The organism is Methanobacterium sp. CWC-01 (genome assembly GCF_030323845.1).
Lineage (GTDB): Archaea > Methanobacteriota > Methanobacteria > Methanobacteriales > Methanobacteriaceae > Methanobacterium > Methanobacterium aridiramus.
Genome location: NZ_CP040735.1, coordinates 888,320 through 913,138 on the forward strand (window position 1 = coordinate 888,320; position 24,819 = coordinate 913,138).

At 43.8% G+C, this 24,819-nt stretch carries 25 protein-coding genes and 1 tRNA gene; 17 read left to right on the forward strand and 9 right to left on the reverse strand.

Annotation, left to right across the window (positions count from 1 at the left end; genetic code table 11):
• Positions 1-26: 26 nt before the first annotated feature.
• Both FGU46_RS04780 and FGU46_RS04785 read left to right on the forward strand, forming a co-directional pair.
• Positions 27-347, forward strand: a complete 321-nt coding sequence (locus tag FGU46_RS04780; RefSeq protein ID WP_286477620.1) for a hypothetical protein — start codon at positions 27-29, stop codon at positions 345-347.
• A gap of 12 nt (positions 348-359) precedes the next feature.
• Positions 360-1,382 carry a potassium channel family protein gene (locus FGU46_RS04785; RefSeq protein WP_286477641.1) on the forward strand — a complete coding sequence of 341 codons (1,023 nt, stop codon included), beginning with the start codon at positions 360-362 and terminating at the stop codon, positions 1,380-1,382.
• 10 nt (positions 1,383-1,392) lie between these two features.
• Here the strand turns inward: FGU46_RS04785 and sfsA are convergent, their stop codons facing one another.
• Positions 1,393-2,100, reverse strand: coding sequence for a DNA/RNA nuclease SfsA (sfsA, locus tag FGU46_RS04790; RefSeq protein WP_286477647.1), 708 nt, complete (start codon positions 2,098-2,100; stop codon positions 1,393-1,395).
• A complete protein-coding gene (locus tag FGU46_RS04795) occupies positions 2,101-2,838 on the reverse strand; it encodes a hypothetical protein (protein WP_286477652.1) in 738 nt (245 codons plus the stop codon).
• Positions 2,839-2,901: 63 nt separating this feature from the next.
• Between FGU46_RS04795 and cfbD the strand changes: the two genes are divergently transcribed.
• The 6 genes from cfbD (at position 2,902) to FGU46_RS04825 (ending at position 8,285) form a co-directional block, all read left to right on the forward strand.
• A complete protein-coding gene (cfbD, locus tag FGU46_RS04800) occupies positions 2,902-3,975 on the forward strand; it encodes a Ni-sirohydrochlorin a,c-diamide reductive cyclase catalytic subunit (RefSeq protein WP_286477655.1) in 1,074 nt (357 codons plus the stop codon).
• Positions 3,976-4,068: 93 nt separating this feature from the next.
• Positions 4,069-5,076: a sugar phosphate nucleotidyltransferase gene (locus FGU46_RS04805; RefSeq protein WP_286477656.1), complete on the forward strand. Its 1,008-nt coding sequence runs from the start codon at positions 4,069-4,071 to the stop codon at positions 5,074-5,076.
• Between the two features lie 27 nt (positions 5,077-5,103).
• Positions 5,104-5,721, forward strand: coding sequence for an imidazole glycerol phosphate synthase subunit HisH (gene hisH / locus FGU46_RS04810; RefSeq protein WP_286477657.1), 618 nt, complete (start codon positions 5,104-5,106; stop codon positions 5,719-5,721).
• Between the two features lie 59 nt (positions 5,722-5,780).
• On the forward strand, positions 5,781-7,142 hold the full coding sequence (locus FGU46_RS04815) for an AIR synthase-related protein (RefSeq protein ID WP_286477662.1): 1,362 nt from the start codon (positions 5,781-5,783) through the stop codon (positions 7,140-7,142).
• An 11-nt stretch (positions 7,143-7,153) separates the two neighbouring features.
• Entirely contained in the window at positions 7,154-7,579 is a 426-nt protein-coding gene (locus FGU46_RS04820; RefSeq protein WP_286477664.1) for a hypothetical protein, read from the forward strand.
• A 241-nt stretch (positions 7,580-7,820) separates the two neighbouring features.
• A complete protein-coding gene (locus FGU46_RS04825) occupies positions 7,821-8,285 on the forward strand; it encodes an HIT family protein (protein ID WP_286477666.1) in 465 nt (154 codons plus the stop codon).
• A gap of 76 nt (positions 8,286-8,361) precedes the next feature.
• On the opposite strand, the gene FGU46_RS04830 is transcribed toward FGU46_RS04825, so the two are convergent.
• On the reverse strand, positions 8,362-9,429 hold the full coding sequence (locus tag FGU46_RS04830; protein ID WP_286477676.1) for a pseudomurein-binding repeat-containing protein: 1,068 nt from the start codon (positions 9,427-9,429) through the stop codon (positions 8,362-8,364).
• 568 nt (positions 9,430-9,997) lie between these two features.
• Between FGU46_RS04830 and FGU46_RS04835 the strand changes: the two genes are divergently transcribed.
• Positions 9,998-10,069: transfer RNA gene (locus FGU46_RS04835), tRNA-Arg, on the forward strand.
• A 12-nt stretch (positions 10,070-10,081) separates the two neighbouring features.
• On the opposite strand, the gene tfrA is transcribed toward FGU46_RS04835, so the two are convergent.
• The gene (gene tfrA, locus FGU46_RS04840) at positions 10,082-11,728 is read right to left on the reverse strand and encodes a fumarate reductase (CoM/CoB) subunit TfrA (protein ID WP_286477678.1); all 1,647 of its coding nucleotides are present in this window, start codon (positions 11,726-11,728) and stop codon (positions 10,082-10,084) included.
• A gap of 106 nt (positions 11,729-11,834) precedes the next feature.
• On the opposite strand from tfrA, the gene sepS reads away from it, so the two are divergent.
• The 4 genes from sepS to ribB are packed head-to-tail and all read left to right on the forward strand — an operon-like array spanning position 11,835 to position 15,247.
• On the forward strand, positions 11,835-13,433 hold the full coding sequence (sepS, locus tag FGU46_RS04845; RefSeq protein WP_286478558.1) for an O-phosphoserine--tRNA ligase: 1,599 nt from the start codon (positions 11,835-11,837) through the stop codon (positions 13,431-13,433).
• A 37-nt stretch (positions 13,434-13,470) separates the two neighbouring features.
• Positions 13,471-14,187: an endonuclease V gene (locus FGU46_RS04850; RefSeq protein ID WP_286477686.1), complete on the forward strand. Its 717-nt coding sequence runs from the start codon at positions 13,471-13,473 to the stop codon at positions 14,185-14,187.
• Complete coding sequence (locus FGU46_RS04855) at positions 14,156-14,533, forward strand: CTP-dependent riboflavin kinase (protein WP_286477690.1); 378 nt, start codon at positions 14,156-14,158, stop codon at positions 14,531-14,533. The genes FGU46_RS04850 and FGU46_RS04855 overlap by 32 nt, the downstream gene beginning before the upstream one ends.
• 36 nt (positions 14,534-14,569) lie before the next feature.
• On the forward strand, positions 14,570-15,247 hold the full coding sequence (gene ribB, locus FGU46_RS04860; RefSeq protein WP_286477693.1) for a 3,4-dihydroxy-2-butanone-4-phosphate synthase: 678 nt from the start codon (positions 14,570-14,572) through the stop codon (positions 15,245-15,247).
• A gap of 28 nt (positions 15,248-15,275) precedes the next feature.
• On the opposite strand, the gene FGU46_RS04865 is transcribed toward ribB, so the two are convergent.
• From FGU46_RS04865 to FGU46_RS04875, 3 genes are all read right to left on the reverse strand, one after another.
• Positions 15,276-16,793 carry an AAA family ATPase gene (locus FGU46_RS04865; RefSeq protein WP_286477701.1) on the reverse strand — a complete coding sequence of 506 codons (1,518 nt, stop codon included), beginning with the start codon at positions 16,791-16,793 and terminating at the stop codon, positions 15,276-15,278.
• A gap of 74 nt (positions 16,794-16,867) precedes the next feature.
• Positions 16,868-18,244: an Asp-tRNA(Asn)/Glu-tRNA(Gln) amidotransferase subunit GatA gene (gene gatA, locus FGU46_RS04870; RefSeq protein ID WP_286477703.1), complete on the reverse strand. Its 1,377-nt coding sequence runs from the start codon at positions 18,242-18,244 to the stop codon at positions 16,868-16,870.
• Between the two features lie 153 nt (positions 18,245-18,397).
• Positions 18,398-19,222: a heparan-alpha-glucosaminide N-acetyltransferase gene (locus tag FGU46_RS04875; RefSeq protein WP_286477709.1), complete on the reverse strand. Its 825-nt coding sequence runs from the start codon at positions 19,220-19,222 to the stop codon at positions 18,398-18,400.
• A 105-nt stretch (positions 19,223-19,327) separates the two neighbouring features.
• On the opposite strand from FGU46_RS04875, the gene ala reads away from it, so the two are divergent.
• The 3 genes from ala to FGU46_RS04890 all read left to right on the forward strand — a co-directional run bounded on the left by ala (position 19,328) and on the right by FGU46_RS04890 (position 21,954).
• Positions 19,328-20,311, forward strand: coding sequence for an alanine dehydrogenase (gene ala / locus FGU46_RS04880; protein ID WP_286477711.1), 984 nt, complete (start codon positions 19,328-19,330; stop codon positions 20,309-20,311).
• A 143-nt stretch (positions 20,312-20,454) separates the two neighbouring features.
• The gene (locus FGU46_RS04885) at positions 20,455-21,087 is read left to right on the forward strand and encodes a LysE family translocator (RefSeq protein ID WP_286478561.1); all 633 of its coding nucleotides are present in this window, start codon (positions 20,455-20,457) and stop codon (positions 21,085-21,087) included.
• Between the two features lie 75 nt (positions 21,088-21,162).
• Entirely contained in the window at positions 21,163-21,954 is a 792-nt protein-coding gene (locus FGU46_RS04890; protein ID WP_286477719.1) for an HAD family hydrolase, read from the forward strand.
• Between the two features lie 197 nt (positions 21,955-22,151).
• Here the strand turns inward: FGU46_RS04890 and FGU46_RS04895 are convergent, their stop codons facing one another.
• Together FGU46_RS04895 and FGU46_RS04900 are read right to left on the reverse strand one after the other, a co-directional pair.
• The gene (locus FGU46_RS04895; protein ID WP_286477723.1) at positions 22,152-23,255 is read right to left on the reverse strand and encodes a DUF362 domain-containing protein; all 1,104 of its coding nucleotides are present in this window, start codon (positions 23,253-23,255) and stop codon (positions 22,152-22,154) included.
• Positions 23,256-23,268: 13 nt separating this feature from the next.
• Positions 23,269-24,015 (reverse strand): sugar phosphate isomerase/epimerase family protein, encoded by a 747-nt coding sequence (locus tag FGU46_RS04900; protein ID WP_286477734.1) that lies wholly within the window; start codon positions 24,013-24,015, stop codon positions 23,269-23,271.
• A gap of 326 nt (positions 24,016-24,341) precedes the next feature.
• Here FGU46_RS04900 and FGU46_RS04905 point away from each other — a divergent pair, with 326 nt between their 5' ends.
• Positions 24,342-24,812 (forward strand): PadR family transcriptional regulator, encoded by a 471-nt coding sequence (locus FGU46_RS04905; protein WP_286477736.1) that lies wholly within the window; start codon positions 24,342-24,344, stop codon positions 24,810-24,812.
• Positions 24,813-24,819: the final 7 nt, after the last annotated feature.

Genomic DNA, 24,819 nt, shown 5'->3' on the forward strand with positions numbered 1-24,819 from the left:
ATTAGGTAAGTAAAGGAGGATAGCATATGAAGTGGAAAGTTATAACTTTATCCCTATTGATTTTTTTATTCATGTCCTGTAGTAGTGCGGTAAACCACCAGTCCCCCTTAGAGAAATCTGAGTCCACAATTAGTACTTGCCATGTGGCTGCCCTGGAGCCCCTGGTTAAGGGAAGTAGTGGGGGTCGCAGCAGCAGCTCCAGTTCCAAGAAGATCGATATTGATGATGACGATGTGGATACTGGCACTGACGACGGAAGCACTCCCTGGTGGTTGATAGCTCTTATACTTGTGATTGTAGGTATCATAGCGGTAGTGGTGATCTGGTACCTGTTCCTGCGCAAGTAGAGGAGTAATTAGATGTTTGTCCTCTTTCGCCTTATAAGAAAAGGGATACCCGCAATTGCTAAGGATCGGTTGACTAGAATATTTGCTCTGGTTCTGGGGGTTATTGCCTACAGTACCATTGGTTTTCATCTAATAGAAGGACAACCCTGGGGGATATCCCTTTACTGGACTTTCGTGACCATAGGGACCGTGGGATATGGAGATTACAGTCCAAAAACTCCATTAGGATTATTCTTTACAATTTCGGTGATTATATTTGGTATTGGGACTTTTGCTCTGGCACTAGAGTCCTTAGTGGGTTTACTATTTAAAAGGCAGCAAATGAAGATTTTGGGGCTGATAAACGTGGAAAGATCAAAACACGTGGTTATATGTGGTTGGACAGAGAGCACTGCCGAGTGTATAAAGGATATTGGGAAAGAAAATGAAGTGTTCGTTTTAGAAGAAAAAGAAGAAGTGCGAAAAAATGCCCTTAAAAATGGGGCTAACTTCGTGCAGGGGGACCCCACCCGTATCAAGGACCTGAAAAAGGCCAACGTTAAGGGTGCCAAAGCGGTTATCGTGGATTTGGATTCTGACTCTCGTGCTATTCACTGCATACTGGGAATTCGGAAAATCGACCAGGATGTGCGCGTCATTGCCGAGGCCCAGCGCTATGAGAATATCGAACAGATCAAGCTGGCCGGTGCCACCCAGATCATCTCTCCCTACGTTATCTCCGGCCGATTGATGTACAAAAGCATCGATGATGGCTACGAGGCCATGTTCGTCCAGGATGTGCTGGCCGAGAAGAAAGAAAGAGAACTGAAAGAGGTTATCGTCGGAGAAAACAGTTACTTCGTAGGGAAAACAGTCTTAGAAGCCGATATACATGAAAAAACCGGGGTGGTGTTGGTGGGGATTGGTGAAGAAGGTAAGTTAAAAATAGATCCATCCCGAAATTTCATCATCAAAGCAGGAGACGTAATTCTGGGAATTGGGAAACCAGAAGAGTTTGAAAGGTTAGAAAAGGAGTGTAATGCTGATAAAAACTAGCCCTACGACATTATTTTTTCAACTTCACTTTTATCCTTTTTAGTGGATTCAGAGTTAAACTATCTTTTTTATACACCATCCGGAAGGAGTACACAATGATATGGACTCCCTCTTCCTGGGCCTGCTGCAGGGCTAGAGAAAATTGAGGATCCATCTTCCAGTTCGGTGAAAAAATCTCCGCATCCTCCCTCGGAATGATGAAGAGAACCGCCGCCTTTAATCCCTGAATTTTGGCTTTTACCAGTTCCTCGACGTGTCTTTTGCCCCTTTCGGTAGGAGCATCAGGGAACTGGGCATAGCCTTCCTCCACCAGTGTGCAGCCCTTAACCTCTAACAGTATACATCCCGACCGCCCGGTGAGCAGAAAATCCAGCCGACTCTTACCATAGGCGTATTCCCTTTTTTCAATCTCAAATCCTTCAAATTCTGAAATTAATCCGGATTCTATCAGTTCCTGGGCCAGATCACTGTGGAAACCCGAGTTTATAAGCACCCAGATACCTTCAGTCCAGACCGCGATAACATCGTATTTGGTTTTCCGATTAGCAATGTTTTTAGCAGGACGCAACAATAAATCCGCCCCAGGGAGTAACAATTCCCGGAGTCTGCCCGGATCCCGAAGGTGGGCCTTCTCCAGACGTCCCTCATGTTGAAAGAGCACCGTAAAGCGGTTGGGCCTTTCCTTAAAGGTGCCCCTAAATAAGTTCCCAATTTGCATTCAATCCGTCCAAATTATTTCATCCACCACATCCACCAGGTTAAAGGCCTGCCTGATCACCAGCTCGTATTGATCATGGCGGTAGGTTTCATAGACCAGGGTAGGTGTGCCCGATCTGATTAGGGGGATACTGACGTAGGGTCCGCTGGTGGGCCCCTTCTCAGCAGGCGGTATATAAAATTTCAACCAGGGTATATTATCCACTATCTGCCTGGCAGCATTCTCCGAATTTGGATCACCAATGGGGACGGCTATGAATCTTTTTTGAGAATAATTCCCATGGTTGTCATGCACATCAATGGCGAGGTCAAATCCACTATTACTGATATCTGACACCACGTATTCTAGGGCCAATTCCTGGCCATGCATCCTTCCCAGGTTATAATCATAACGATCATGAAGAACCCCCACCTCGTAAATGTAGTATTGATGATTTAAAGTGCCTTTTCTTTCCATCAGTGCCTTTTTAATTGCCCAGTGAGATTTATATTCCATGGGATGCACTCCCAGGATGTAAGCTATAGTAATTGTGGCATTTTGGTTCCCGTAAGGTCCCTCTCTTATCACGTATCCATGATCATTCATCCCCATGATTTTCATTTCTCCCGGGGGGTTTATCTGGGGAATTACAGTAGAATAATTATCATCTATTTCCAGGGCGCTCCTGGCAGTTAAGCCAGTTATTATCAGCATGATGATTATTAAGAGCCACTCTGTCCTCCGGTTATCCATCACCATTATTTTATTATAAGATGGGGATATAATCTTTGCAACTAAGACCATATTTAGAGGTGAAAAATAGTGCATCCACGACCCAGCCCCATCGCAGCATCACTTTACACTCTTCGCGACCTTAATGCCGACGTAGTAATCCTTCACGGACCACATGGCTGCTGTTTTCGTACTGGAAGACTTTTAGAAAACGACGGAGTTCGAGTTTTAACCACGGCCATGTCAGAAAATGATTTCATCTTCGGAGCAGCGGAGAAACTGGAGGAAACCCTGAAGAAGGCCAATGAAATGTTCTCACCCCAACTGGTAGGGGTGGTGGGTACTTGTGCCAGCATGATTATTGGTGAAGACCTTAAGGAAGCAGTGGAAAAGGCCAACATTCCCGCCACGGTGTTGAGTGTGGAATCCCACGGTGGTTTCGGGGAGGGGGATAACACCGAAGGAGCCATCATCGTACTGGAAGCCGCCCAACGGGAAGGAATAATAGGCCAGGAGGAAGTGGAAAGGCAGGTTAGGATGTTAAAAACGGCCACTAAGATAGAGAAGACCAGGGGGATGGCCCAGGGTGGATATATAGCCCCCCAATACGGGGACGATAAATCAGAAGTGGCCCAAAGACTTTTAGATGCATTTAGAACTGGCAAAAAAGTTGTTCTGGTGCTTAACGCCAAAAAAGAGACTTCTTACCTCTTTGCAGATTTAATTAAGATCCCATTCCACCAGTTATACCCTGAGAACCCCCCCACCATAATTGCTAACTTGGATGAAAGAGTGGGACTGCCCCGTATAAAACAGCACGCCCAGAACATACTGGAAGAGTTAACCCAGGAGGGAGTGGAAATAAAAACCATAACGGGCGGTCTGGATGAATATCCAGTCACTGGGCGGGAAGCAGTTGATTTTATTAAAAACATTGATTACGATATGGTGGTTGTGGCTGGAGTTCCCCATGCCTTACCCATTGAGGATTTGAATGCCGAAACCATAGCAGTCACAGATGGTCCCCGTTTGGTGGAGCCTCTTAAGAAATTGGGGTATACCTGGGTGGTTACTGAATTGGACGCCCATTCGAAGACCCTGGGAACCAGCGAAATCGTTCCATCTGACTTTGGAACTAGTTTAAGGGAGAAATCAAACCAGTAAAGACTTTCAGTCCACTACTAAATTTTTATAGTTGAATTTTAAAAGTATAGCCCAGATGATAATAAATTTCATTAAATTTAAAGGTGATTACTAATGACCAAAACAGTGGGAATGATACTCTGCGGAGGTTTCGGAAAGCGTCTGCGACCCCTCACCGAAAGGGTTCCAAAACCCCTCATAGAAATAAAGGACGATTACACCATCCTGGACAAGCAACTTTTTGACTTCAAAAATTCCGGCGTGGAACAGGTATTTCTGTTGACCGGCTTTTTAAGTGACAAGATACAGGAACGCTATGGCCACGATTACATGGGGGTTAAGATTGAGTACGTTGAAGAAGACGAGCCACTAGGAACTCTTAACGCCATTAAATTGGGGATGGATGCTGTGGGGCAGGATAAACAGTGTGTAATCCGTAATGGAGACGTGGTGGCTGATCTGAACATTAAAAAGATGATCGAACAGGGTGAGAAATCCGATTATCCACTTTCCATATTCATCACTCGCATGGTGTCTCCCTACGGCATTGTGGAGATAAGCGGAGACCGGCTGGTTTCATTTAAAGAAAAACCGGTGCTGGATTATTACATTAACGGCGGAGTATATTTCACCAAGGGACCGATAGATTTCGGAGATTTCGACGTAGGAGATATTGAAAAGACTGTGTTCCCCATGTACGCCAAGGAAAATAAGTTAGGCTACTACAAGGAAGACGGCCTGTTCTGGATGGCCATTGACACCTCCAAGGAACTGGAAGAGATCCGAAAAGAGTACCGGAATCGGGAAGACAAGCCATGGGGATACGAAAAGATTCTCATAAACACCGAGAAGTACTTGACCAAGGAGCTGTTCCTGCGGGAGGGCTACCAGACCTCCTATCATCACCATCCCCAGAAGGATGAAACTATGTACATCCTCAGTGGAGCTGGTTACATACAATTTGAAGGACGAAAAGATTACTTCGCTAAAAACGACACCATTCGCATTAAACCTATGGAAAACCACACCATTGTGGCCATGGAAAACACGTTACTCCATGAGATTTCCACGCCTCATCCTGATGATACCGTTAGGATCAAGGATTTCTACAATGTGCGTTGAAAAATTTACGATTATCATCTCAAGAACATGATCACTATTATCGACTACGGAAGCGGAAATCTAAAGAGCATAAGCAACGGATTTGCCCGGATCGGAAGAGAAGTTAGAATTTCCCGGGACAAAGAAGAACTGGAAGAATCAGAAGCCTTGGTCCTACCCGGGGTGGGTGCCTTCGGCACGGCCATGGAGCATCTACATGGCTACCAGGAGGTTATACACCAGCATATCCATAATGGTAAACCTTTTTTGGGCATATGCCTCGGTTTACAAGTTTTATTCACCTCCAGCCAGGAAAGCCCAGGTGTTAAGGGATTAAATGTGTTTCCGGGAGAAGTGATCCGTTTTCCACCATTTATACGTGAAGAAGGGCTTAAAATCCCACATATGGGCTGGAATAATCTCCAAATAAAACGTGAATGTCCTATTTTGGAAGGGGTGAGTTCAGACTTCATGTACTTCGTTCATTCCTTCTACGTTAAGCCCCAAGATGACAAAATAGTCGCGGCTAGTGTTAATTACGGTATTGAAGTTCCCTGCATAGTTTTTAAGGATAACGTGTTTGCCACCCAGTTCCATCCCGAAAAAAGTGGAGAAAAAGGCCTTTTAATTCTAAAAAACTTCCTAAAAAAGGTTGATTCGTATTGATTTTACTACTGTAATAAATATTTAAATATAAGTAATAATAAATTAAAGGTGGGTACACCATGGATATTGAAGGCTTCACCAGGCAGGCCCTGAAAGAAGATGAAGAAAAACTAATCCAGGAACGTCTAAAGGATAAGATTCTGGAGTATAAAAATATAAGCCCAGAAAGAGCAGCGGATATGGCTGGGGCAGTGATCGATGAAGTAAAAAGTACCTTAAAAATAAAAGATCACCCCGATAAAGACTTGCAAGAGTTAATTGGATACCCGGGAGCAGGAGTGGCCATGGGAGAAATGGGAGTGGGCTCCCGGGGGGAAGGGGACTTCTTCGTCCACCGCCGGATCGCAGACATCGTGAAGAGCACCCACACCGATGCCTTCATCAACCCCACAGCCCAGGATGATGGAGGAGTTGTACAGTCCCGCCTAGAAAGAGAGGAAGTGTACATCACCACCGCTGTGGATGGTATCCACTCCCGTTTGAGTGAATATCCATTCCTAGGCGGATTCCACGTGGCCCGGGCGGCCATGAGAGATGTTTGTGTTATGGGAGCTGATCCAGTGGCACTGCTTAGTGATCTGCACCTCGCCGATGATGGAGATGTGGGGAAGCTCTTTGACTACACCGCTGGGGTCTGTGCAGTTTCAGAGTTAACTGGAGTTCCACTGGTGGCAGGTAGCACCCTCCGGGTGGGGGGAGACATGGTATTAGGGGATCGGCTGGTCAGTGCCGTAGGCGCCGTGGGAATTTCAGCCCATCCTCCCACTGCCCGGAAGGAAGCACGGGTCGGAGATGTTATACTGCTGACTGAAGGTAGTGGGGGGGGCACCATCACCACCACCGCCATATACCACGGACTCTTCGATGTGGTGTGGGAAACCATGGATATCAGCTTCATAAAAGCATCGGAAGCCATCTTAAAGGCAGGGTTACTCCCCCAGGTACATGCCATGACTGACGTCACCAACGGCGGTCTGAGGGGAGATGCCCACGAAATATCCCAGACCACCGGATTGGGACTGGAGTTCCACGAGGACAAAATACGTGAACTGGTGAATCCCAAGGTCCTAGAAATGCTGGAGATGCTGGATGTTGATCCTCTTGGCGTTTCAGTGGATTCTTTGATGATCATAGCCACCGAGGAGGTGGCCCAGGAAGTGGAAGAAGTAGTTAGGATGGCCGGAGTTAAGATCGCCCGAATTGGTAGTGTGGACGATACCGGGGTGCCACGTATACTAACCTCCACTGGTGAGGTGGAATTAAGACCACTCTTCCGTGAAGCTGCCTACACCAAGATAAAAAAATTAGTGGGAGACGTTCAACCAGAAGACTTCCAGAAAATGAAGGAAAAAGTGGAAAAAGCTGCTTTAGAGGCTATAGAAAAAAAAGACAAAATAGTGGATCGGGTTAGAAAAGGGTAATGAGGGAATTTATGGATAAAAAGGGGTTTATTTTTACTTTCGACGCGGTTTTAGCCCTCATACCACTTTTTTTAATGATAGCCCTCATCAGTAACCTATCAGTATCCGGGGACACCTCATCTCAGGTGATGATCTCCCAGGACGCTCAGGATTATCTGGATGTTTTAGCTTCAAGCCAGATAAAAGACCGCAGGGTCATGGACAGCATGGTTCAGGCCTTGAAAACCGGCCAGGATAGTGGAGTGGAAGAGGCCAGAGAACTGGCAAAGCCTGTCCTGGATAATTTAATGGCAGGGAAAAGCTACCAGCTGCTGGAAACATCCCAACTAAATGGTACCATCATAGTTTCCCAGGGAGACCTTGATTATTCGCCTAGGATAGGTTCAGCTACTGTTAACTGGGAAAACTATACCTTTGTACTCTATGTTGGTCAATAGGTTTATAAAATAGTTTTAATGAAGTATCTGCCATTTTATTAGGAGATTGCATGGATAACAGCCGTAACACAGGGGACATCACGAAGCTTTTGGCAAATTCATATCCACCATCAGCATCACCTCCACTTATTTGGCGAAATATCTGGTTTAGATCATTTAATGATTAGAATTTCGGTTACAATACCCTTCGAATTTGTTATTTGTTAGGATTACCATATACTAGACCAGGGCGTGACTCATTATGGATTGTGAATATTTTGAGAGGCTTAAAGGGCAGCACTATGGTGATTTGTTATTTGAGACAGAACACTGGATGGTGCTCCTGGCACCAGATCAAAGGAATCTCGGAACTTGTGTGGTGGCTTTGAAAAGAGATGAAATAGAACTATCCGGTTTAAACAAAGATGAATGGTTGGATTTTGATCAGATTGTGAAAAAACTTGAATCAACTGTGAAAAAAGCCTTCAATGCCACCTTGTTTAACTGGGGTTGTTTGATGAACTCATCTTACCTCGAAGACCCGCCCCTTCCGCACCTGCACTGGCATTTCATCCCCCGATATCGGAATTCAGTGAAATTAAATGATAAAACATTCTATGATCCTTGCTTTGGCCAAAGTACCATGAATAATCGAGAAAAGCCGATTCATCTCTCAGATGGATTAAAAAGTAAAATAAAAGCCATTATTTTGCATAATCTAAAATAATCCGGTTCAAAGTTATTTATTCCCAAAGTTATTTATTCCAGCTAGTTACTATCCCAGGCTACAGATTAGAAAGCCATTAATAAACCCACACTTTTCGGAAGCTATAACTACTTGCCAGTGTCATTCCAGATTTACTGGTATGATCTTTTGTTAAAGTAGCATACATCAACAGAAGATCTTTATAACCGATTATTTTACCTTTAAATTTCACATAACTAGGAGGTTTTTTGTACGTGCGCATGTAACTGTTAACAGATGTAGCTATGCTACGGTACTCGCTTCTGCTTATGGTTCCAGTATACGTGCTTTTTACGTGTGTATCAGAGGGGCTATTAAAGTATCCGTAGATTGGTTTGTAAATTGGTCCGTTCATATAAGAAGTTACCATATATAGGAATGTGGGCAAACGATAACCGCTGTAACTGCTTTGAAGCGCTTGTTTATAATTATTTGAATTGTAAATGCCCTGAGAAACCTTGGCTAATGTTGCAGGAGAGACTTCATGATAAAGAATTAAATTAGAATCATAATACCTCCCTACTTTGCTAGTCATACTGGGATAAGTACTTATAAAGTAGCTAATCGTCTTGGCAATGTACTCATTTTTCTGGTCCTGCGTTCCTCCTGGACGGGCGACATTGGGCTGTATAATGTATACTCCCGCTTTTCTCAAGAATATGTATGGAGTCTTAATACCGGCAAAATAGATATCTGAAAAGTTATCATCCCAAGATCTTCTTAAAATACTTGTATTTTTTAAATCTAAGCTACCAGTATTAACAAAAATGACTCCCTTATTATTTACAGCGGCATACTTAGCGACAGCTTTCATGGTTCCAGGACAGCTGGCGGCTAAATAAACAGCAACACCGTTTACTTTAACCGTGTAAACCGCCCTTTCTCCCTCTCCTGGCTTGGGAGCTATTGGATCCACCGTTATGTTTAAATTAGTTTGATTCTGCAAACTACCATTTTCAATATATCCTTTAATGGATTTTAAATTCGACACGTCTTGAGTGCTATTTCCAGAAATGGAATCAGAAGTAATGAAAATATCAAGTGCGTTGGCGGTGCCGATGAAAAATAAAAAACAACCTAAAAATAATAGAAACTGTACCAGAAATCTTCTTTGTTGATTATGCATACCTTATCACCAGAAATTTAGAAATTCTCAGGTTTTTATATTTTATATGTTGTATGGTATTTAAATTATACTACAACGACAAGATTAATATTGTAAAGAAAAATTGATAGCATCGAATACATGTGTAACAGAATTTTGCGTTTAGCTTAGAAATCACTGAAGAATGATAATAAAGATTTAATGTGGAATATCCCTTAAATTAGCTGGTTCGAGAGATGAACAGGTATATCACAGTAGAACTTTCACCAATCATCATTACCTGTGGACGGAAGAGGATGTATGATGTATGATGTTACTGGATTAGGTCTCCTGGAAAAGAAATAGAAATTGAATGGATAGATGATGAAAAACGGCAGTTGAAAGAGGGAAGGATATCAGGAGATTAACATGGTGGTGCTGGCCATCAGTCTGGTCCCATATTGATTTCTAACCATCTAGACCATGTTTTTATAACTTCAGAAATAAGTGAATCCTTTATAAATCCTTTATAATTCTAGTAGAAAACTTAAATAGAAAAAAATTCAATGAAGTATAGTTCGACACTAGTGTCTTTGTCTATTTTATGTGGGCCCTGATAGTGTAGCGGATATCACATAGGATTGCGGATCCTATTACCCGGGTTCAAGTCCCGGTCAGGGCATGCTTACTTTTTTTATCTTTCAATAAACCGTACAGACTCCTTTTTATTCAAAACAATGCTTTTATTCCACTCTTTCAGGGTTTCAGGATAGTCCTCCCGATAATGAGAACCCCTGCTTTCTTTTCGAATGATGGCCGATTGGGTGACTAATTCTGCCACCAGTAACATGTTTTCCAGTTCCAATGCATCCTGCAGGTAGCGGTTGAATCCTTTACCATCCGGCACGGTTAAACTGTCCATCCTATCTTTGAGTGACTGTATTTGGTCAAAGGCAGTTTTTAATCCCGCCTGGTTTCTGATAATGGCCACCTTATCCCACATCAATGCCTGGAGCTCCTCTTTTAATTGATGGGGGTAGTAGTCACCTTCCTTAAATAGTCCGGATAATCTATCCTCTTCGGCACCTAACTGCTCTTTCCTTACAGCGGCCGGTGTTTTAATAGTATTCTTAGCTGCAGATTCACCAGCTATTCGCCCAAATACCTGAGTTTCGGCCAGAGCATTTCCTCCCAGACGATTTGCTCCATGAACTCCCCCTGCTGCTTCACCAGCTGCGTAGAGGTTGGCTACCGTCGTTTCACATTTGGGAGTGATTAGAGAACCACCCATGACATGGTGGGCGGTGGGTGCTACTTCCATGGGTTCTTTGCGAATATCTAAACCCACGTCCAGGAACTGGAAGAGCATAGTTTCCAGTTTTTCTTCGATGAGCTCCGCCGGGAGGTGGGTGACGTCCAGGTACACCCCGCCTCGAGGGGTGCCTCTTCCCTCCCGGATTTCATTATATATGGAACGGGCCACCACATCCCTGGTAGCTAGCTCCCCCCTGGGATCGTAGTTGGTCATGAACCGCTTCCCAAGAGCGTTTATCAACCGGCCGCCCTCTCCTCGAACTGCTTCGGTCACCAGCACCCCCCTTCGGGAGTCAGGATACAACATTCCCGTGGGATGGAACTGTACCTGTTCCATGTCCAGCAAGTCCGCCCCGGCACGGTAGGCCAGGGCATATCCATCACCCGTCTTCTGTAGGGCATTAGAGGTCACTGGGTAGAGCCATCCAGCCCCTCCCGTTGCGATAATTGTCGATGAAGCCTCGAATAACATCATATCGGTACTGGGGAGTGAAAATCCGCAGGCCCCCACCACCCGACCCTCTTCATCCCAGAGCAGGGAGGTGATCATCACTTCCTCCACGGTCGGGATGTCTTCCCTTATCACTTCTTCTTTGAGGGCAGTCATCATTTCATGTCCAGTGCGGTCCCCCTGAAAACAGGTACGGCGGTAGGTCTGACCACCAAATGGTCGTTGGTTAAGCAATCCGGATTCCTGCCTGTCAAAAAGGGCGCCAAATCCCTCCAGTTCGTTTAATCTTGCCGGTGCTTCCTCTACCAAAATCCGAGCCAGTTCTCTGTCGTTAAGGTAGCCCCCACCCTTAAGGGTGTCCTTGAAATGGGCTTCAGTACTGTCCTCTTCGTCTACATATGCAAAGGCAGCATTGTAACCCCCCTCAGCCAGAGTAGTGCACCCTGATTTAAAGGATAGCCCCTTTGAAACTATTATAACATCCCGACCAATTTTACGGGCCTCAATAGCTGCTCTACAGCCGGCTCCGCCTGATCCGATGACCAGGACGTCGGTCTGGTAGGTTTCCCTTTCCATGTTATGCACTTGGCCTTAGCGCTTATTTAATTTATGCCCCTAAGGCTAGATATAAAAAGGATAGAAATCTATTTTCTATTATGTTAGAAGCACGGGAGGCAGTTCACTGAATAAAAAGGAAATAATAAAGCTGGCCAAAAGGGATTTTGAAAAAGCCTGGAAGGAAACCGCTAGCACCTTAAAAAATCCCCACCACGATGATGAATATCCCCGTCTATTACTTAAACCCGGCAAAACCAACCATCTTTATGATACTATATGGGAATTAAGACAAGCTTACTTGATGCTGGGTTTTGAAGAGACCATAAATCCCCTCTTTATTGAAGAAGATCATGTTTATCGTCAATTTGGACCGGAAGCCCCTGCTGTTCTGGACCGTTGCTTCTACCTGGCCGGGCTGCCTCGACCGGATATTGGATTGGGAATTGATAAAATTGAGAAGATTGAGGGCCTAGGAGTTTCACTGGACGAGGATAAAATAAATGGTCTGCAGGAAGTCTTTCGTCAGTATAAAAAGGGAGAAACCAGTGGGGATGATCTAGTACTGGACCTTTCCTGCGCCCTGGATGTAGAAAATGAGATGGGAATGCGGGTCTTAGAGCGGGTGTTCCCTGAATTCCATGAACTGAAGCCAGTGCCCAGTAAGACCACTCTTCGTTCACACATGACCTCGGGCTGGTTTTTAACCCTTAAAAATTTGCATAAAAATCGAGCCATGCCCCTTAAACTGTTCTCCATTGATCGTTGCTTCCGGAGGGAACAGAAGGAGGATTCCAGCCACCTGATGACTTATCATTCCGCCTCCTGTGTGTGGATGGATGATGAAGTGAGCCTGGATATCGGTATGGCTGTATCAGAGAGTCTTCTGGAACATTTTGGGTTTGAAAAGTTCCGTTTCCAACCTGATGATAAAAAATCCAAGTATTACATCCCCGAAACCCAGACGGAGGTGTATGGTTACCACCCCCAGCTTAAGGATTGGGTGGAAGTAGCTACCTTCGGTTTATACTCTCCCATCGCCCTGGCCCGGTATGGAATAGACCAGGAAGTTATGAATCTTGGTGTAGGCGCAGAAAGGATTGCTATGATACTCCATGGATATAAAGATGTTCGGGAAATGGTTTATCCCCAGACCTACGCACCATGGAAAATGAGTGACCGTGAATTAGCATCCATGTTACGTATAAACCTTTATCCCGTGACTGAAGATGGTAGAACTCTTATGGAGAAGATTCTTCAGACTCTAAGAAAACATGGCGATACAGATTCGCCTTGTGAATTCACCGCCTTTAAGGGCATATTCTTGGGAAAAGAAATTCAGTTAGATGTAGTTGAGCCTGAAAAGGGAACCAAACTTTTAGGTCCAGCTGCTTGGAATGAGATTTACATTTACCAGGGTAACATAGTGGGCGTGCCCACCAGGAAAGAGGTTGATGATGATTTATCACGGAATGCCCTTAAGAATGGTGTTAACACCGGCATAAGTTACATGGAGGGGTTGGCAGCTCAAGCTGCTTACCGGGTCGAAGAAATGATGATTAGTGGAACGGAAAGTATTAAAATACGCACTACCATTGCCAAGGCACCCTCTGATGTTAACCTGGTGCTGGATAAGGTGGCTCTGCGTTATATAACCAGTAAAAACCGGGAAATTGACATTAGAGGCCCTATATTCTGTACCATCAACAGCCATCTACTGGAATGAATCTTCTCAACCCAAATAGATCAATGAATAAACGTGTATGTGCTCCTTTAACCTCATCCAACAGTTATACAACATACAAAACACCCTGGCCCGCCAGGTGATAACCGAAGATTGTTTTGAGAATCTGGAAAGCGTTGCCGGAGCGGATGTGTCATTTTCCCAGGATAATAAGGCCGTGGCTGCGGTGGTGGTCCTGCAACTGGATGATCATGTAATACTGGAGAAACAGACCATCTCGGTGACCCTGGAATTTCCATATATCCCGGGATTTCTAGGTTTCAGAGAATCAAACGCGACTATATCTGTTTTAAAGAAGATTAAATCAAATTTTGATGTTTTAATGGTTAATGGTCATGGAATAATGCATCCTCGCGGTTTTGGGCTAGCTTCCCAGGTGGGGGTTCTTCTGGATGTTCCCACCCTGGGGGTTGCAAAAAGGTTAATTAACGGTAGATATATACACCAAGCCAGCCAACCATACCCGGAAAACGAAACACCCCAACTTATACTTGATTCTAAAAGAGTTGTGGGGGCATTTTTTAGGAGAAACTATGTGAGTGTTGGCCATAAACTATCTTTAAACACTGTATTTGAAGTTATAAAGAGGAGTAGCATTTATCAGACTCCTGAACCATTACGACAAGCTCATATATTGGCAACAGAAACATTTAAACGAAAAATTGCTGGAGCTAACTCTAGAAAAACTGATGAAAGTGATTCGAATGAAAATCCAGGGAGAAATAATTTCCGGTGACAACAAAGGTCAATACTTCATGTCTTTAGACGTCTATAAAGTCCAGTTTATGGGAATACTTGGATTTGAACCCTTTCCTGGCACATTGAATCTTAAAATAGATGAAGAAAGTGCCCATAAAATTAGTGACTTAAAGAAAAAAATGGATATCGTTAAGGGGAAAGGCAACTTCGGAGATGTTAAATTAATAAAAGCCAAATTAAATAATGGTTCTGAGGGCGCCCTTGTCTTCCCGGTTAAGACCCATCATGAACCGGATATTCTGGAATTAATTTCACCCCTGAACCTGAGAAAGTCCCTGAAACTTCAGGATGGAGATCTGGTGACCCTGGAAATATTAGACTAATCAATTATTGAAATTTTTGATGCAGAGAGTGATTAAATGATAAAAAAGGTTCTAGATGCTTATAAAAAAGGAGAGATTGTTTTAATCTTTGATGATGATAATCGGGAAAGGGAAACGGATATGATCGTAGCCGGGGAATTCATTACCCCCTCCCAAATCGCCCGGATGAGGAACGATGCCGGAGGACTCATATGCGTTCCTTTGTCAGCTGCCGTGGCGGATGAACTGAGAATTCCGTTTATGACCGATATAATGGAAGCTGCCAGCGAAAAATATCCGGTCCTAACAGAACTATCCCCCACCGACATCCCCTATGATGAAAAATCAGCGTTTTCCATAACCGTGAATCATCGTAAAACCTTCACTGGCATCACCGACAACGACCGGACCCTTACCATTAATGAGTTAGCTAAGATGGCAAAGAACAAGCAGGGAAGCGAATTTGGAAAGTATTTCAGATCTCCCGGACACGTTACCCTGCTCAGAGCTGCAGAAGGACTTTTATTAAAAAGGAAGGGGCATACTGAGATGAGTGTGGCCCTGGCTGAGATGTGTGAACTTACCCAAGTTGCAGTCTGTTGTGAGATGATGGACGATGCTACTGGGGACTCATTACCCACCGATGAAGTTGAGAATTATGCTGAAAAAGAGGGATTAGTCTTTTTAAGCGGTGCGGAAGTTATTGAAGCCTACCAGGAGTTTAAAAAAGATTAGATTACATTTTTTTATCTATTTAGCAAGTTTAGAGATGTGTTTCAGCTTCTTTAAACTTATCTATAATATCTTTATAGGACATGTAACCCTGGAAGAAAGGAACTTCTGCCAATTCCACAAATTTTTCAGGGTTAAAATATTTTTCAGCAGTTTTCATGGCATTTTTACAGAACTCATCAAGCTTTATTTCCACCTCTGGGGTTCCACCCCGGATTTCCATCCTAACCTTTGGCACGGAACTGACCAGTTCCACACCGGTATTAGTTTTCAGGTAGTTTAACGCTACCTGAGCTATGCCCTCGTGGTAGACCTTGTTCAGGATTACTCCCCGGGTTTTTATGCCTAGTTTCTGCATCATATCCACGTGCCCGGCCAGGTCCAGGGCAGCGGTTTCTATGCCCCCCTTGTTACAGCCGGAAATTAAAACTACCGGGATGTTAGCAGATCTCGCTATTTCTGCGGCTGAAAAGGGAATCTTCTCATTTAAAAGGCCGGTGAAGATACTCATAACCCCTTCTATAAGCACCAGATGGTAGTTACGTGTCTGGAGGTCTTCCAAAACCTTTGGCAGCTCCTTCCATCCCAATCCCCCAATCTGTATAGAGGAGAAGGGCTCCATATTTTCCTTGTTAAGGTACAGGGAAGGGACCAGGTCCCTCACATCGGGACCCACCTTCAACACCGCCACCCTATATCCTCTTTTACGTAGGGCTCCTACCAATCCAGTGGTAAGGAACGTTTTTCCAGAATCAGAACCGGTACTGGCTATCATAAGAGTAGGAGGCAGTTTTTGATGAATTACAGAGTCTTCATTTAAATCATCAGCTTTTATTCCGGTGTTTATACCAACTTCGCCCCTTAATCTATCCATTAAGTCTTTGTTCTTTTCTTCAATACTTTTTATATCCATCTCAGTGGCGTCCAGGTACTGGAGCAGGTTTTCTCGGAGGACGGGATTTTCATCAAGTGCGGCGTGGACCATGGTCCCCAATACGTTCCCTTCATCATTTTTAACTCCGGATAGAACTTTTCGTGGATCATCCTGGTAATCTGCCCTCTTGATCAGGGAATACATTACCGGATGAGCTTCTCCCTTTATATCACCATAGGTGTGGCAGTGAAAACCAGTTATGGTCTCACCGATCAGTCCCTTAGTAAGGGCTGAATCATCCACCACCTTGGCCTCCACCCGATCATTACTGATCATGGGATGGAAGGTGACGTCCAGGAGGCCCAGGCCCTCTTTCAGAATGGGACAAGGAGATTTCCTGCCGATATCAGTTTTTTCGGCTAAAACCTGGAATCCTGAACACATGCCCAGTATGAGGCCACCATCCCTGGCCATGTTCTTAATCTCTCTGCCCAGGGAGAAATTCACACTATCAGATTCGATTATGCTTCCACCCGGAATTATCAGAGCATCTAAGACCCGATGGGCAGGTTTACCATTCACCATGCCACTTTTTTTAACTATGTCAGTTGGTAGCCCCCCAAAATTCTCAAATGCCGGCAAAGCACCCTTAACATATAAAAGGCCGATTTTCATGTTTGTTCCCTGTTTTGAACCCACTATATCAAAAAGATTTGGATGAAATTGAAGCTTAGTTTCCTTATAGCGAATTAAAGGTTGTTCTCTGCAAAGGACATTACTTGAAGAATTTTCAGGTCATCCTGGGGTTTGGCCTGTACCTGCATCCCCACCGGCACTCCCTTCACACTTCCAGCAGGGGTGCTGGCGGCAGGAATGCCTGCCAGGTTAGCAACCACGGTCAAAACGTCATAGGCATACATTTCCATGGTATCCAGATCTGTTCCGAGTTTATGGGGCAGTTTTGGAACGGTGGGGCCAATTAATACATCCACTCCAGATAATAGGTTGTTAATCTCTTTTCTAATCAGGGAACGAGCTTGTAAAGCCTTTTTGTAGTATTTTCCACTGTATTCCTTCTGACTGATGTAAGATCCCATATGTATCCGGCGAAGTACCTCTTCTCCACACACCTCTTCGATACGATGCCCGTACTTTCGACCATCGTATTTACGGGTGGCCGAGAAAAATTCCACATAATTTATCAAGTAGTAGGTAGGTAGGCATAAATCCAGATAATCAAAGTTTAATTCAACCAGTTCTGCCCCTGACTCCTCCAATTCCTGAAGCCTTCCTTCAATAATTTTAACTATGGACTCATCCGACACATCAAAAAACTCTTTGACTACACCCACCCGGACTGCTTTAAGCTGATCTAAAGGATCCTGCACTGCCGGTGCGTAGGGGGGTGCCTGCCAATCCAGGGTGGTGCACTCTTTAGGATCAAGTCCACCAATAACATCCAAGAGAAGGGCCAGTCCACTCACATCCGGGGCAAAAGGCCCAATCTGATCCAGACTCATGGCCAGATCCAGAAGTCCCTGCCTGGACACAGCACCATAAGTGGGTTTGAAGCCCATAACCCCACAGTGAGATGCGGGGTTTCTTATAGATCCGCCAGTATCAGACCCTAAAGTCAAATCACACATACCAGCGGCCACCGCCGCGGCACTGCCACCACTGGATCCGCCGGGAATAAGGCCCGGAGCAGAGGGGTTCTGGGTGGGGCCAAAACACGATGTTTCAGTGGAACTTCCTGCTGCGAATTCATCCATGTTGGTTACGCCGATGATGATTCCGTCTTCTTCTTTGATTTTCCTCACCACGGTGGAGTCATAACTACCCCGATAGTTTTCCAGAGTCCGGGAAGCGGCGGTTATATGGAAATCCTCCACATTTATGTTACTTTTTATTCCAATAACCAGGCCGGCCAGTCTGCCAACCTTTTCCCCACGTTCAATTTTAGAATCAATAACCCGGGCTCTTTTCAGAGCTTGCTCTTTATTTATCTCTAAAAAAGCATTTATTTCAGGGTTAACTTTTTTTATAGTTTGACAGAAGGTTTCCAGGTTGTCCCTTGCCTTTATTTCCTGATTTTTGATGAGTTGAGATTTTTCCAGAAGTTTCATAAAGCCACCTTATTAATGGGAGAAAAATGTTGTTTAATAATATTGCATTAATGTTTCATCAAAATAGGATATATAAAATATGCTCCCATCTATATTCCGTCTTCATGGACAAGCCAAAAAATTAAAACTTCAGAACCATCCCATTGCTAATTTCTACAAAATATAATTCACCTGCAGTGCACCTGTTAAATATAAGATTATAATGAGGATCGGCTGGTGTATCACATATATAAGGAGAGAATGCCGGCCCAGGAACGATGCTAATTTAATCAAGTTATGATCATGGATAACTGGCATCCTAAACTGTCTCTGATAATCCTGGTAGAAAGTGTTGCCCACAAACAGGCCCAACGAAACCACCCCTAACCAGGGGAGTAGAGGAAAATAGTCAACGCTATGAAAAACCGCTGGTTTAAGACCTAACCACAGAAGCCAGGATTCACTGAAGACAAACTGTCCCAAATAAATACCAAGTGCCATGAAAATGGCGGCCAGAACCAGGTTAAAATATTTTCTATCTAAAAAGGGATATTCCAGGATTATAGCCAGCCCTATGAAGTGTAGAACCCCAAACATGATGAAGTTGTCGGGAATGAAAAACCAGGTCACCAGAGTGATTAGGAGTCCCAGTGTGAAAATTTTAAGACCTCTTTTCAAGTATTTCCAGAACATGAGTTGATTGTCATCCGCTGGCAGGGTTTCTCTTTGTAGCCTGGCTCGATTGTAACTCAGGGTCAGTGATATCCCAACCACAACTAAAAATAGGAACGCCGTACTACGGGCAAAAATCCATAACAGGAGGGTGTTTATGTGGACTGGGAAGATGCCGAAGTAGTAAAGATCAAAAAGGAAATGGTAAGTTACCATCATAACAATGGCCACACCACGCAGGGCATCTATCTCCCAAAATCGCTCTTCTAATTGCACGGGATACACCTTCACTTTTCCATATTCCATTTTCCTGGTTTTTAGTTTCATAGCCCCAGGTAAATTAAGTATTGCTTAGAACATGGTCAGATGATAGCAGTTTAAATAGCGTAAATTTAACTGAAATGAAACCTAGATTAAGCTGGAGGAATAACCATGCCTGACACCATTCTCCTGAAGCAAAACGAAATCAAAGGCTTAACGGACATGAAAAAAGTTTTAGATAGTGTTGAAAACGCATTTGCTGCCTATGCTAAACGACAAGTCCAGATGCCAGCCAAAAAATATCTATTCTTCCCGGAGGGGGATCTAAGAATCATGCCCTGCTACGTGAGGGGCCAGGAAGAGGCTGCAGTGAAATGTGTAAATGTCCACCCCCAAAACCCAATCAAACATGAACTGCCCACGGTGATGGCCATCATCGAACTGGTTGATCCAGAAACGGGTTTTCCACTGGCGGTCATGGACGGAACATGGGTCACGGATATGCGCACTGGTGCCTCAGCCGGAGTGGCCACCAAATATCTGGCTCGTCGGGATTCAGACACTCTGGGAATAATTGGAGCAGGTAGACAGGCCTGTACCCAGCTAATGGCCATGAATGAGGTCATGAAGATAGAGAAAGCCAAAGTGTACTGTCGGACCTGCAGCACCCGGAGTAACTTCGCCAAAAATGCCACCGAAACCTACGGGTTTGAAGTGGAAGCGGTGGATTCGCCACAAAAGGCGGTTCAAGATGTAGATGTGATTGTAACCACCACTCCGTCCCGAAAACCCCTCATCAAAGCCGATTGGATCAGTCCCGGGACCCATATCAACGCCATGGGGGCAGATGCACCCAGCAAACAGGAATTAGAGACCAGTCTGTTGCAAGAATCCAAGATCATAATAGATTCCTGGGAACAGGCTAAGCACAGTGGAGAAATTAACGTGCCCGTCTCGCAGGGTGTTTTAAAACGAAAAGATATACACGCGAAACTGGGAGAAATTATCATCGGCAAAAAGGTTGGTCGAGAAAGGGATGAAATCACCATATTTGATTCTACTGGACTGGCAGTACAGGATGCAGTTACCGCCTGGCAAATATATAGGACGGCCCTGGAAAAGGGAGTTGGAACCAAATTTAATTTCCAAGGATAATGGATGCCCATTTGAAACCGTCTTACTAGCCCTATCAAGAACGTATGCCCTCATCGGATATGGATTCCAATGATTTAATAACCACCATTTCCAATTTTAATCATTAACTTCTTTGTTGGTAAAGTTTCAATGTGGTTTAATTGATGGTGGAAGTGCTTTTATTCTCAGCGAGCTCATTCCTGGTTGGCCTATCTGGAGCTCTGGTTCCAGGACCCATGTTAACCGTCACCATTTCTAATTCATTACATAAAGGCCCCATGGCCGGACCCATGGTTGTCTCCGGACATATCATTGCCGAAGTGGCGATTTTAATGTTACTGTTACTGGGCTTAGGCTGGTTAATCGGATCTGCCACTGCTACTTTACTAATAGGCACCGTCGGTGGCCTGGTTCTAGTATACATGGGGTATCGTATCTCTCAATCATCGCCCCCCCGTTTTCAGGGAAAGGTGAAAGCCCCCGATAAGTATGGATCAGTGCTGGGCGGTATTCTGAGCAGCATCTCCAATCCTTACTTTTTCATCTGGTGGGTGACCATTGGTTGGGCATTTGTTCTTAAGGGCCTGGAGTTTGCCGGCCTAGCCGGAATTTTAGGATTTATGGCCGGACACTGGGCGGCAGATCTAGGATTTTATAGTTTGGTATCCTTCTTTACCAGTAAAGGATCGGATATTTTAACCCAGAAATATTATAGAGCATTGATGTACGGATGTGGAATTTTCATGATATGTTTAGGCATTTATTTTGTGTTCAGTGCCCAGATAGGGTCCCTGTAATTATTAAAGGATATTAATCCCAGAAATTAACTTATCCACAACATTTAAAAGACCATGGAGCTAAGGTGGAATATAATGACGGTTGTTGTTTTTGACAATTCAGGAACCCTAATTGAAAGATATAGGGCCATTAAGGATCTCAGAACCGGAGTTATTTGCGATGATGTAAACTCCATTGACCTGGTGGATATGGTGCCTAACCGAGCCCTGGTGGTGTTGCAGACTGACCCTGCCCAGTGTTTAGCCAACGCCATTAGTGATCAGACGGTCTACCATTTCCTTCAAAAAAATAAGGTGAAATTTGACATAAGTTACTCCTCGGGGGATGTTAAAAAAGAACAAGTTTGGGAAACCATTAGAAAGGATGGTTACGCCCAGATTAAGGACGTTCAGGACACCATTTCCACAGTGGTTAACAAAAAATATAACGTGCAGATATGCAGTGGGTCAGGATTAATACTCAACGTGGATAAGCAAAAAATCGAGTTCACCATCACCGCCGGAGGTAAAATATTTCCAGAAGTTCCAGAAGTCATAAATGAACTCAAAAACAGGGGATCCCAGATATTTGTGGCCTCAGGAGATAGGAAAACTTCTCTAGAACAGTTAGCTGATTTCATTGATATCCCCAGCGAGAATACTTACGGCACTGCCGATGCCTGGAAAAAGAGGGATATCGTTAAGAAACTCCGGAAGAAACACCGGGTGATGATGGTTGGAAACAGCGCCAATGACATCCTGGCACTGAGAGAAGCAGATATTGGCGTTTTAACTCTCCAGCAAGGTGAAATTGTGCCGAGTAAAGTTTATGAAGCGGCTGATGTAATTGTTCATAATATAAAAGAAATTTTAGAGATTGAATTTTAATTTTAACCGCCAAAGGATACTACTAATTTCTACTGTAGAAGAAAATCGGCCCCGATCTTATCCGGCATCCAGCTTTGTTTTCTACTGTAGAAGAAATAAAAAAAATTCAGGGCACAATACCCCATATTTTAACAATTTAAAAACAAGTTATGAACTTTTGTCAATGACTTTAAATCTTAATTAACTTAATCCATGACTCATATCTTCGATAATTTATAATCCCTGGTTCCCATTCCAATTTCCTGGGCATATTCCAACAGAACCCGCCCATCAACGTTCTCCCACACTCCCCTGAACTTGTTTTCACCAGGAGCATGGCTGTGGGTTAGTAAAGAATTTTCGTGGCCAGGTTGCTGATTGACCAGATCGTAACTGGCCTGATCCAAAGCCACCGGATCATTGGATGCCATGACCCCAATATCCGGAACCAGGGGACGATCACTCCAGGAGACACAGTCACAATCGGGTGTAATGTTTAAAAGGAAGTTCACATATCCCACCTGACCTTCTTTGTTTTTCACGGCCCCCCAGGCGTATTCGGCCATTTTTTCCATAAATGGTTCCATGGCCTCCCAGTCCAGCTCGATACAGGAATCCGGGCAGGTGTCCAGACAGTTGTTACAAGCTATACAGTCCGGGTATTCGATGACTGCCCGGCCATGGGAAAGGGACATGGCAGAAACTGGACATTTATCCACACATGTTCCACATCCCGTACAAGCTGAACCAATAGTCGGTTTGGCGCATTCATGTTGTTCCAGCTTCCCCGGGGCGGCAGCGCAACCCATGGCCAGGTTTTTGATGGCCCCACCAAATCCACTCATGCCATGACCTTTAAAATGAGATAAAACCATTAAACTATCTGATTTTACTATGTCCCCGGCAATTTTTACTTCCTTAAAATGTTTGAGACCCACCTCGACCGGTACCCAGTGGTCACCATAGAGTCCATCAGCAATGACGATGGGTGCTCCAGCCACGGCATAGTCAAATCCATGTTTTATAGCCGTTTCCAGATGATCAATGGAGTTATGTCGACTGCCATAGTATAGGGTGTTGGTATCAGTTAAGAAAGGTTTAGCCCCTATTTTTCGAACCAGATCAACTATGACCCGGACAAAAACAGGATTGATGTATGAATCATTACCTTCTTCACCAAAATGGAGTTTAATGCCCACTAAATCATTTTCTTGGATCATTTCTCCCAGCCTCGCCCCATCGAATAATCTCTCCAGCTTTTTGACCTTACTATCATCCTTTCCCCTGGAAACCAGATCCGTAAAATAAATCGTGCTTTTCATTTCCACTCCTCGATTACAAATTGGATAAGAGTATTTCTCGACTTTTCAGAACATTCTGATAGTTGTTTAGCTCTATAATAACCTTATCAATACCATCCAATAGCTTCAAATCCAGAGTACCCTCTCCTAAGGTTAAATGCTGATCTTTTTCTCCGTTGTTGTCACTTATATGATAATAGTGGATTCGGGGCATTTTAATGAATTCTTTTAATTCTCCCGAGGTGTTGGCATGACCCAGATCCAGGGTAGCCTGACAACTACACTCCCGGGTGAAATAGGTATGTTCCTCAGGATTGTTGCAGAAATAAGCATAACGATTGGGCATGTTCTCCACTGAAAAAGTTATTCCAAAGTCCTCAGCATAGCTATTAGCATTTTTAAGGGTTTCAATTGAATAATAAAGACCCATACTCCTAATCCTATCTTCCAATCTGTGTATTAAACCAGGATGGGTGGTTATGGCTTCTGCACCGATTTTAGACGCTAATTCAACTGTCTCACATAGTTGCTTGAGAGTTTCCCCCCGGATACCAGGGTTTAGGCTGGCCGGGTTAAGATCTATGGTGGGAGCGTGGAGATACAGACTGATATCATAAGAAGAAAAAATATCCAACCCATCACTCGCTGAAAGAAGGATTCTTGGCCAATAGGGGCCTTCACAGAGTATTTCCATCATGTTAAAACCATCTGCCATGGCCAATTCCAGCCATTCCTCAAATGGTTTCGCAAAAAGTGCTAAAGTAGAGAAACCAATTTTCAAGTTACCAACCCCCTGAACTGTATCAACTTATAATTGGGTTTAATTCATTAAAAATTTTTATAAAAATTTTTATGAAATCCCTGTAGAAATTAAATTATATAAACATGACTAATCGCTGAAATGTAAGGCCTATACATTTTATTTTGAATTTAAATTATGAGTGATGGTTTTATGTGAACCTAATCCGAGTAAATGTTCACGCTTCATATGAAATCCAAATCCACCGTTTCTTTTATATACCCCTTAATACAGTACTATACTCGATATATCAAAATTAGATATATTGAAAAGTTATATATCAAGATTAATAATATAGTGGGAGTAAAATGCCAGGAAATAATTCGAATTCTAAAAATCCGGGTACTGAAAATTCAGAAGAGGATAAAAATAAAAATCCGTGCGAATATATCGTGAAAAATTTGCCTAAACATGATAAAAAGATGATTGGGGGGTTTATGAGGGGTTTTGGTAAAGTGATGATCCTGTGGCTCATCAGTAAAAAGAGACAACACGGATACGAAATAATGACTCAGATCCATGAATCTGCCCCTTACAATAGGAAAATGCCTAGTGCCAGTATGATATATCCTGTTCTACACGATTTAGAAAAGAAGGGTATGATCAGTGGAACCTGGGAACATCAGGGCAAGAGAAAAATTAAATATTATGAAATTACAACGGAAGGAGAGAAAAGTCTTGATCGTATCAGGCATATCGCTTTATGTGGCCGGGAGCATGACTCCACCCATATTTGGGACGAATTCATGGATGATATGTTTGGACTCAAAAGAAAATAGGAGATTA